The organism is Selenomonas sp. FOBRC9 (genome assembly GCF_000287655.1).
In the GTDB taxonomy this organism is placed as follows: Bacteria; Bacillota; Negativicutes; order Selenomonadales; family Selenomonadaceae; genus Centipeda; species Centipeda artemidis.
Genome location: NZ_ALJR01000001.1, coordinates 38816 through 47196, shown reverse-complemented (window position 1 = coordinate 47196; position 8381 = coordinate 38816). Strand labels below are relative to the sequence as shown.

The 8381-nt window shown below is 46.8% G+C and carries 9 protein-coding genes; 4 read left to right on the top strand and 5 right to left on the bottom strand.

What is annotated here, in order from left to right; all coding sequences use genetic code 11:
• Positions 1–151, bottom strand: a 151-nt coding sequence (locus tag HMPREF1147_RS12380) for a helix-turn-helix domain-containing protein (protein ID WP_369791728.1), incomplete at its 3' end; no start/stop codon positions are given.
• A 224-nt stretch (positions 152–375) separates the two neighbouring features.
• Between HMPREF1147_RS12380 and HMPREF1147_RS00220 the strand changes: the two genes are divergently transcribed.
• The 3 genes from HMPREF1147_RS00220 (at position 376) to HMPREF1147_RS00210 (ending at position 3724) form a co-directional block, all read left to right on the top strand.
• Positions 376–1002, top strand: coding sequence for a DUF47 domain-containing protein (locus HMPREF1147_RS00220; RefSeq protein WP_009348765.1), 627 nt, complete (start codon positions 376–378; stop codon positions 1000–1002).
• Complete coding sequence (locus HMPREF1147_RS00215; RefSeq protein ID WP_009348764.1) at positions 995–1993, top strand: inorganic phosphate transporter; 999 nt, start codon at positions 995–997, stop codon at positions 1991–1993. Before HMPREF1147_RS00220 ends, HMPREF1147_RS00215 begins: the two co-directional genes overlap by 8 nt.
• Before the next feature lie 114 nt (positions 1994–2107).
• On the top strand, positions 2108–3724 hold the full coding sequence (locus HMPREF1147_RS00210; RefSeq protein ID WP_009657189.1) for a nucleoside kinase: 1617 nt from the start codon (positions 2108–2110) through the stop codon (positions 3722–3724).
• A 61-nt stretch (positions 3725–3785) separates the two neighbouring features.
• On the opposite strand, the gene HMPREF1147_RS00205 is transcribed toward HMPREF1147_RS00210, so the two are convergent.
• Positions 3786–5174, bottom strand: a complete 1389-nt coding sequence (locus HMPREF1147_RS00205) for a pyruvate carboxylase subunit B (RefSeq protein WP_009348762.1) — start codon at positions 5172–5174, stop codon at positions 3786–3788.
• Positions 5175–5441: 267 nt separating this feature from the next.
• Between HMPREF1147_RS00205 and HMPREF1147_RS00200 the strand changes: the two genes are divergently transcribed.
• Complete coding sequence (locus HMPREF1147_RS00200) at positions 5442–6398, top strand: D-2-hydroxyacid dehydrogenase (protein WP_009657194.1); 957 nt, start codon at positions 5442–5444, stop codon at positions 6396–6398.
• 3 nt (positions 6399–6401) lie between these two features.
• On the opposite strand, the gene HMPREF1147_RS00195 is transcribed toward HMPREF1147_RS00200, so the two are convergent.
• From HMPREF1147_RS00195 to HMPREF1147_RS00185, 3 genes are all read right to left on the bottom strand, one after another.
• Positions 6402–6938: an HDIG domain-containing metalloprotein gene (locus HMPREF1147_RS00195; protein WP_009657172.1), complete on the bottom strand. Its 537-nt coding sequence runs from the start codon at positions 6936–6938 to the stop codon at positions 6402–6404.
• Positions 6939–6956: 18 nt separating this feature from the next.
• Positions 6957–7277: a YerC/YecD family TrpR-related protein gene (locus HMPREF1147_RS00190; RefSeq protein ID WP_009348759.1), complete on the bottom strand. Its 321-nt coding sequence runs from the start codon at positions 7275–7277 to the stop codon at positions 6957–6959.
• A 106-nt stretch (positions 7278–7383) separates the two neighbouring features.
• Positions 7384–8337, bottom strand: coding sequence for an HlyD family secretion protein (locus tag HMPREF1147_RS00185; RefSeq protein ID WP_009657178.1), 954 nt, complete (start codon positions 8335–8337; stop codon positions 7384–7386).
• Positions 8338–8381 lie beyond the last annotated feature (44 nt).

Sequence of the window (8381 nt, the reverse complement as noted above, 5' to 3'; positions counted from 1 at the left end):
CCCGATACAAGGTAGAGCGGGAGATCTTCACCTGCTTTGCAATGTCAGTCTTTGACATACCGGTGGATAGGAGGGCAAAAATTTGTCCGCGCCGATATGGGTCTAGGTGTTTATATGAGCGCGTGGTTGTGGTAGAATGAGTATGGGACATGGCAGCACCTTCTGTTCTGTTTTTGTGGTGAAAACATTGTAACACATTGAGCGCTGCCTGTCCTTTTTTTCTGTCCCACTTCATTTTACCATGAACCCATCAAATCGAATGCCGCGGAACTTGAATTTTGTCTTGCTGTCAATCCTAAATAATGATATTATTACACCGTAGACTTTCGAGCGGTGTGACTCCAAACTCGTATATTTTAGGGAGGGTCATGATATATGTTCAATTTCAAACAGAAAGACGATGAGTTTTTCAGTCTCTTCCTAGAAAGTGCTAAGTTTTTTCACACTGGGGTATTGGTTCTTAATGACGTAATGAAGGACTATACCTGTGTCGGTGAGAAAGTCAAAGAAATTGACCGCATTGAACATGAAGCGGATAACGTCAACGATCGTATCATCGATAAGCTGAACCTTACGTTTATCACCCCCATTGACCGTGAGGACATCTATGCCCTTGCAAATAATTTAGACGACGGGGTAGACCTGCTGCAGGGAACTTTACAGCGCTATCATATGTACCATGTCGGTGAGCCGATGCCCGGCGCGGTCAAACTGACGGAGCTGCTTATCGTGGCGACTGAAGAAGTTGTGCGCGCATTTTCCTTTTTGGATAATATCCGAAAGAATCAAGTTCAAATCCTCGATGCGTCTCATAAGATAGAACGCTATGAAAGTGAAGGGGACTCCATCTATCGGCAGGAAGTCGCGTATTTATTCGAGCACGAAACGAATGCAATCGAACTCATACGCTGGAAGGACGTCTTAGAGCAACTGGAGGATACGCTTGATCACTGCGAGCTCATTGCCGACATGCTGCGGGGAGTGGTAATGAAATATGCCTGATTTGCAGCTTTTGATTTTCTTAGTGATCCTGTTGGCGCTCATTTTTGATTTTATCAACGGCTTTCATGACACGGCGAACGCAATCGCCACTTCTGTATCGACGCGGGCAATTCATCCGCAGCACGCCATCATCATGGCTGCCGTTCTGAATTTCCTCGGGGCAATGTATAGCACGGGCGTTGCGAAAACCATCGGCTCTGACATTGTGAAATCTGCGGGACATGTGGACGAGCATGTCCTGATTGCCGCACTCTTCGGCTCTATTATATGGAATATTATCACATGGCGGTTCTCTATGCCGTCCAGCAGCTCGCACGCGCTCATCGGCGGGGTAATCGGCGCCGTTCTTATGTCCTCGGTCGGTTCGGACGGATTGAACTTCTACGGCATTGGCAAAATTATACTATCTCTCATTCTATCGCCGCTCGTCGGTCTTGTATCCGGCTGCATCATTATGTCGGCGCTCTTTCGCTTCTTTGGTCATTTTCGACCGACTTCCATCAATGGAAAATTCAAGAAGATGCAAATATTATCAGCCGCGACAATGGCGTTTTCTCACGGTTCAAATGATGCGCAGAAGTCTATGGGCATTATTACCCTTGCGTTATTGTCCGGCGGCTATATCGATGTCTTTGAGGTACCGACTTATGTTAAGGTACTGGCGGCGACGGCAATGGCGTGCGGAACGGCGGCAGGGGGATGGCGCATCATAAAAACCATCGGCGGAAAAATATTTAAGCTCCAGCCGATCTCAGGTTTTGCAGCAGATCTCAATTCATCCATAATCATATTCGGAGCGACGCTTCTCCATTTACCGGTGAGCACGACACATGTCGTCTCAGGTTCTATCATGGGTGTCGGCGCTGCCAAGCGTATTAATGCAGTTCGTTGGGGTGTCGCACAGCAAATGGTTATCGCATGGGTTCTAACCATCCCTTGTACCGCCGTTATGGGTGCACTGACATATAAACTAGTTACCGCATTAGTTTAGTCATATACAAATAAAATCCTGCACTACTGATGGGCAGGATTTTTGTATATCTAAACATAGAGCGGAAAACTAAACGCTATCTACTATCATATGTAAATAAAGGAGCATGTAAGAATGGAAAAAAGTCTGCTGGAAATCGCCCGGGAACATAGTCATGAATACGCTAGCCCCATCGTTGCCGCTGTTGTCGACGGAGAGGTGCACGATCTGCAGTCGTTATATCATGAGAGCAACGATATAAAGTTTATAGAACTAAATTCCCGCTTTGGTTGGAGAGTCTATCGGCGCTCCGTATTGTTTCTTTTAATTGTTGCCGTAAACGAATTGGATAAAGATGCGGAAGTCATTGCAAAATTTACAGTGAACAAGGGGCTGTTTTGCGAAATACAGCACCCCGACAAGAGCATTGATGTACATTTTGTCAAGGAAATCGAGGCCGTCATGCGGCAAATGATTTCCGAGAATATAGCCTTTTGCAAACGCTCCGTTGCGAGAGAAGAAGCGATCGAGCTCTTCCGCAAGGAAGGGCGCTATGGGAAGGTGAATTTGATATCGGAGCTGACACAGCCGTATATTAGCCTCTATACATGTAAATCGTATGCAGACTACCTATATGGTCCGATGCTGCACGAAACAAAAGAGCTGAATCAATTCGAGCTTGACCATGAAAAAACCGGCGTACTGATCCGTACGCCGGACGAGATGACAAACGGTAAAATACGAAAGCGCATCAACCAGCCAAAATTCGAGCTTATCCTGTCCGAATCGAAAACATGGGCGGATATTTTAGATTGTCGATACATCTCCGATCTGAACAGGATCAATAAAAATCATGAAATCGGGGAGCTGATCCGGGTTTCGGAAGGGCTGCAGGAAAAGAAGATCGCTCAGATTGCGGATCATATCTCTTCCAATAGTGACGATACACGCATCATTTTGATTGCCGGCCCTTCTTCCTCCGGAAAGACGTCTTTTGCACAGCGTCTGCGCATACAACTGCGTGTCAATGGCCTGCATCCGATCATGCTGTCCCTAGACGATTATTTCCTCAATCGTGAGGATACGCCGCGCAACGAGCGCGGAGAATATGACTACGAGTGTCTGGAAGCCCTCGATACAGAGCTTTTCAATCAAAATATGGTCGATCTTCTTGCCGGAAAAGAAGTTGTTCTGCCGCGCTTTAATTTCGTTAGCGGAAAAAGAGAATGGGGCAAGAGCAAACCTATATCGATTCGCTCGGATCAGCCGATCATCATAGAGGGGATTCACGGGCTAAACGAGGCACTGACAAAGGAAATCCCGCGCAAGAATAAATACAAGATCTATATCAGCGCATTAACTCAGCTCAATATTGATGCACACAATAGGATTCCAACGACGGATATACGATTTTTGCGCCGATTGGTACGAGACCATCAATTTCGCGGCTCAAAAGCCATCAAGAGCATCAAACAGTGGCCGGACGTCAGGGCTGGGGAAGAAAAATACATATTCCCGTTTCAAGAGGATGCCGATGTCCTTTTCAACTCGGCGCTGATTTATGAGGTCGGCGTACTAAAGAAATATGCGATTCCTCTTCTAAAGGAAATAAAAAAAGGGGAGGACGGATATACAGAAGCTGCCTTAATTCTCCGATTCTTACAGTATGTGAACGAGATAACAGCGGTGGACGATATACCGAACAATTCGATTTTGCGCGAGTTTATCGGGAAATCAGTGTTTTTCTCTTGAATACGAAAAGGAGACGGACTGCAAAGCAATCCGTCTCCTCGAATGATTCTAGGAAGCGTTATTATTCTTTGACATACGCCGTGATGGGCTTGTAGTGCGCCTTGAAGAACTCTTCTGCGACCTGCGGGAAAAGCGCATAGGACAGAACGTCCTCATCGGAAGGATTCAGATAGCCTTTTGTTTTGAGCTCTTCCTTAAACTCTGCAAACGTCTTAGCCTTGGCATCCTCGATGGAGCAGTCATCGATGATATCCTTGGGATCTATCTTCAAGGTGTCCGTCAGGAATGCACGATCGATTTCAACCGGCGTCTTGCCGAATTTTCCGCGTGCAAGATCCTTAAACTCGTTTGGAACCATCTTATAGCGCTCGCCTGTCATGACGTTAAACGTTGCCATCGTGCCGACGATCTGCGAAGACGGCGTGACAAGAGGAGGATAACCGATGTCCTTGCGAACGCGCGGCATCTCATCAAGGAGATCTTGATAGCGGTCTTCCATGCCGGCTTCTTTGAGCTGATTTGCAAGGTTGGAGAGCATACCGCCCGGGATCTGGAAGTCCAGAACATTGGGGTTGATGTCGAAGTATCCTTTTAGGTTAAAGGTCTTGATCAGATCCTGCTTGACCTTGAGGAAATGTTTGGAGATCGGCGTCATCGCCTGACGATCGAGCCCCGTGTCGCGCTCCGTCCCCTCGAGCATAGCAACCATCGTCTCTGTGCACGGCTGCGACGTATCGCTGGAGAAGGGGGCAAGAGCCGTATCAATGATGTCGACGCCGGCTTCAACCGCCTTGATGTACGTTGCATGACCAAATCCGGACGTGCAGTGCGTATGCAGGTCAATGGGAATCTTGACGGCGGCTTTGAGCTTCGTGATAAGATCCTCAGCGACATATGGCTTCAGAAGTCCCGACATATCCTTGATACAGACGGAATGGCATCCCATCTTTTCGAGTTCGACCGCCAGCTCAACGAACATTTCGTTGGTGTGCACAGGGCTGATCGTGTATACGAGACAGCCTTGGACATGCGGCTTTTCGGGACATTTGAGCGCGGCGCTGATCGCCACTTTCAGGTTGCGAATGTCGTTGAGCGCATCGAAGATACGGAAGACGCCGATACCGTGTGCAGAGGCTTTTTGAACGAACTTTTCTACAACATCGTTGGAATAATGATTATAGCCGAGCAGGTTCTGACCGCGCAAGAGCATCTGGATCGGGGTCTTGAGGTGCTTCTTCAGAGTGTCCAAACGTTCCCACGGATCTTCATCAAGGAAACGCAGGCAAGAATCAAATGTTGCTCCGCCCCAAGCTTCAAGGGAGTTGTACCCGATGGCATCAAGCGCCTCAAGCTGCGGAAGCATATCCGAAATTCTCATGCGGGTTGCCAGCAGTGACTGATGTCCATCGCGGAGCACAGTCTCAGTGATTTTTACAGGATTCTTTGACATAAAAGAACACTCTCCTTGACTAAAAATCATAATCAAAAATTATATAACCCAACATCTAAATTATAGGATTAAACGGGAGCGTTGTCAATCATAAGTTATAAAATTCACATATCTTTATTCTATTTTTACGCTTAACTATCCATAATGGTAATTATGGATAGTTAAGAAGGAAGAACTTTTAGAAAAGGGTTTTTTGTCATTTTAGCGAATAGTTACTATTTAATGAACGGTATACGAATTTACTGCACATCGGAAAGGATTTATCATATGGAACTTCATCTTCTATCGTTTGTGCGATTGAATGACGAACAGATCGATCTTCTGCATCACGCGTCGCCCGGCTGCACTGTCGTATGCGGGCGTCCGGAACAAACTGCTTCTGTGATGCCTGATGTCGATATACTGCTGGGATATGATTCCCAAATGGATATCGACACATTCCTCCAACAGATGCCAAAGCTAAAATGGATTCATACCTTTAGCGCGGGTGTTGAGAAACTGATGGCCAGCGAGGATTTTTGCCGATCGGATATTTTACTTACAAATTCGCGCGGTATCCACGGGATCCCTATGGCAGAGCATATTCTTGGCACGATGCTCGCGTCGAGCCGCCGACTGATCGAGGCATGGGAAAATCAAAAAAATCACCAATGGAAGCGTTTAACCTCTCCCGACGAACTCTACGGTAAAACGGCGGCAGTTATCGGACTTGGCAGCATCGGACGCGAGGTTGCAAAACATCTGAAAAATATGGGGATGCACGTTGTTGCCGTAAAACAAAAAGAAACAACCGAACCGTTTGTCGATCAGCTGCTTCCGATAGCACAGATTTCCGAGGCTCTCTCCTGTGCGGATTATGTTATTGTCACACTGCCGTTGACGCCTGAAACAACCAATATGTTTAATCAGGATGCATTCCGTCTCATGAAGAAAAATGCGTTTTTTATCAATGTATCAAGAGGCGCCGTGGTAAACGAGAACGACCTTATGGCGGCTCTTTCCTCCGGGATAATTCGCGGCGCTTCTCTCGATGTTTTCGCGGTAGAACCGCTGCCGGAGGATTCTCCGCTATGGGACGTTCCAAATCTATATATTACGCCGCATTATTCATCCGTTTCCCCAATGTATCTGGAGCGCTCTCTCAAGATCTTTCGCAGCAACCTGCAGATATTCCCGCAGCGTATCGGTATGATGAATGTCGTCGATAAGACACGCGGATACTGATCGTTAGTTCTGTGCGTCTGCCCGCTTCAAAATAGAAAGTACCGGATCATCTTCCGGTGCTTCTTTTTTTTGATGCTGCGCTACAATGACTGCTTCCCTATACCTCCCTATCATCCGAAGTTTCTCCGCACCGATTTCCGGGTGATGATAAGAAACATAAAAGGCGGTTCCAACCTTTCCGCAGATTCCACTCTTGTCTTTTTTTGAAACAAAGAACGGTATCGTCGACGGAAAGAATCGGCGTGCAAGAACGGATAGAACTTTACCCCAAACATCCGTCGTCCCTTTTGTTTTCCCTATATCGTGCAGTAACGCACAGCGAATGAGGAAGATATAGTCATCCGAGGATAAATGCCGCTCTTCTCGATAGATTTCCTTCGCGGTAAGCGCCACATGAAATGAATGAAACCGATCCGCAGGATGCATCGCATAAAAAAGCTCCTGTTCATCATCGGTGAGATAAGATCTGACAAAGGTATGGATACCTATGTCCATTTTCCCCCATATTGCCCAATAAAATTGTCGTATGCGCTGTATCATAAGAAAGGCTCGTCGCAGCTACTCATAAGCTTCCTCTTTCTGCTCTTCGTGTGGAAATAGTCTGCTCAGAACAAGCGCATATCCGTCGGCGCCATAGTTCAGACAGCGTTTCACACGGCTGATTGTCGCGGTGCTCGCGCCTGTCTGCGCAACAATCTCATCATATGTCCCGCCTTCATACAGCATATGAGCAACCTCAAGACGCTGGGCAATCGCCTTGAGTTCTGCAATGGTACATATGTCCTCAAAGAACCGATAGCATTCCTCTCGTGTATTCAATAAAACGGTCGCATCACATAGCTGATCAGTCAGATGATCTCTGAGTTTATGGTTCGGCATATTTATTCCCTCTTAAAAAATCATTTTGCACAATAACGCTTTATTACGTCACAATATAAAATGCTTCCTAGAAAAAGTAAAGCGTCACACGCCGCCATGAAAGCAGTCACGGAATAAAGTGCAGCTTGATATGCTCCGTATCCCCGTGCACTTCCGTTATATCGGACGGAACGGATATAACGACGCGTTTTCCTCCGCCCTCCGTTTCGCCATCCGAAATTTCCTGCACGGTACCGCTCAGTTTCATTCGGTCTAATTGATACTCTACCGGCTGTCCTAGATATATCCTATCTATTTCTTCTCCGATAATCTCTGTCTCAATCCATGGATTTTCTGCAAGGCGCACCTGCAGAAGGACCTCGCCCGTCTGTACGTGATCGCCAGGCATAACGAATAGTCTGGTTATCGTTCCCGCGTACGAAGAAACAATATCACTTGCCGCTGTCCCCTCTTTTGCTTTCTTTAATGTCTCTTCGGCGGCTTGGACTTGTCGCTTAGCTGCTTCGACAGTATTGGGATCGACGGTTATTTTTATCGGCGAGGGCGATGAATAAGATGACGCACTTTTGATAACTTCGTAGTTTGCAATCGATTCGTCGCGTTTTGCGGCGCTGATCGCCCCCATTTCATAGAGGGCTTTCATCCGCTCCATGCGTGTCTCTGCTTCGATGAGTTCATGATTGTTTTCGGTACTGCGGACACTGCTTGTCGTATTTCCAATAATACCGTTTTGAAGCTGTGCAAGATTGCTTTTTGATAAATCTACATTTTTCTGCAAACGTAAGATCTCTTCCTCGGTTATTTGGTTTCGAACAAGCGCCAAAACCGTTCCCTCTTCGAGAAAGCTCCCCTCCTGTGCCGTCATATCCTCTACCGTACCGCCGCTTGGGGAAAGTATATTTTCCGTGCGGTGCATAAGACGTCCTTCGGCGATAAGTGTCGTATGATTATTTGTATCTGTTTGCATCATAATGTACGCGATACCGCTCGCCAAGATACAAAGCGCTATGCAGAAGCGTCCCGTATATTTTTTTATATCGCTTGTAATATCGACATCCATCCTAAAATCCTTTCTAAAAAAGGCCGTCAGCATATGTGACAGCC

What these genes read in the sequence shown, in the direction of transcription:
- HMPREF1147_RS00185 (WP_009657178.1), bottom strand. Translation starts at nt 8,337, where the DNA reads ATGGATGTCGATATTACAAGCGATATAAAAAAATATACGGGACGCTTC.
- HMPREF1147_RS00210 (WP_009657189.1), top strand. Translation starts at nt 2,108, where the DNA reads ATGGAAAAAAGTCTGCTGGAAATCGCCCGGGAACATAGTCATGAATAC.
- HMPREF1147_RS00215 (WP_009348764.1), top strand. Translation starts at nt 995, where the DNA reads ATGCCTGATTTGCAGCTTTTGATTTTCTTAGTGATCCTGTTGGCGCTC.
- HMPREF1147_RS00200 (WP_009657194.1), top strand. Translation starts at nt 5,442, where the DNA reads ATGGAACTTCATCTTCTATCGTTTGTGCGATTGAATGACGAACAGATC.
- HMPREF1147_RS00190 (WP_009348759.1), bottom strand. Translation starts at nt 7,277, where the DNA reads ATGCCGAACCATAAACTCAGAGATCATCTGACTGATCAGCTATGTGAT.
- HMPREF1147_RS00220 (WP_009348765.1), top strand. Translation starts at nt 376, where the DNA reads ATGTTCAATTTCAAACAGAAAGACGATGAGTTTTTCAGTCTCTTCCTA.
- HMPREF1147_RS00205 (WP_009348762.1), bottom strand. Translation starts at nt 5,174, where the DNA reads ATGTCAAAGAATCCTGTAAAAATCACTGAGACTGTGCTCCGCGATGGA.
- HMPREF1147_RS00195 (WP_009657172.1), bottom strand. Translation starts at nt 6,938, where the DNA reads ATGATACAGCGCATACGACAATTTTATTGGGCAATATGGGGGAAAATG.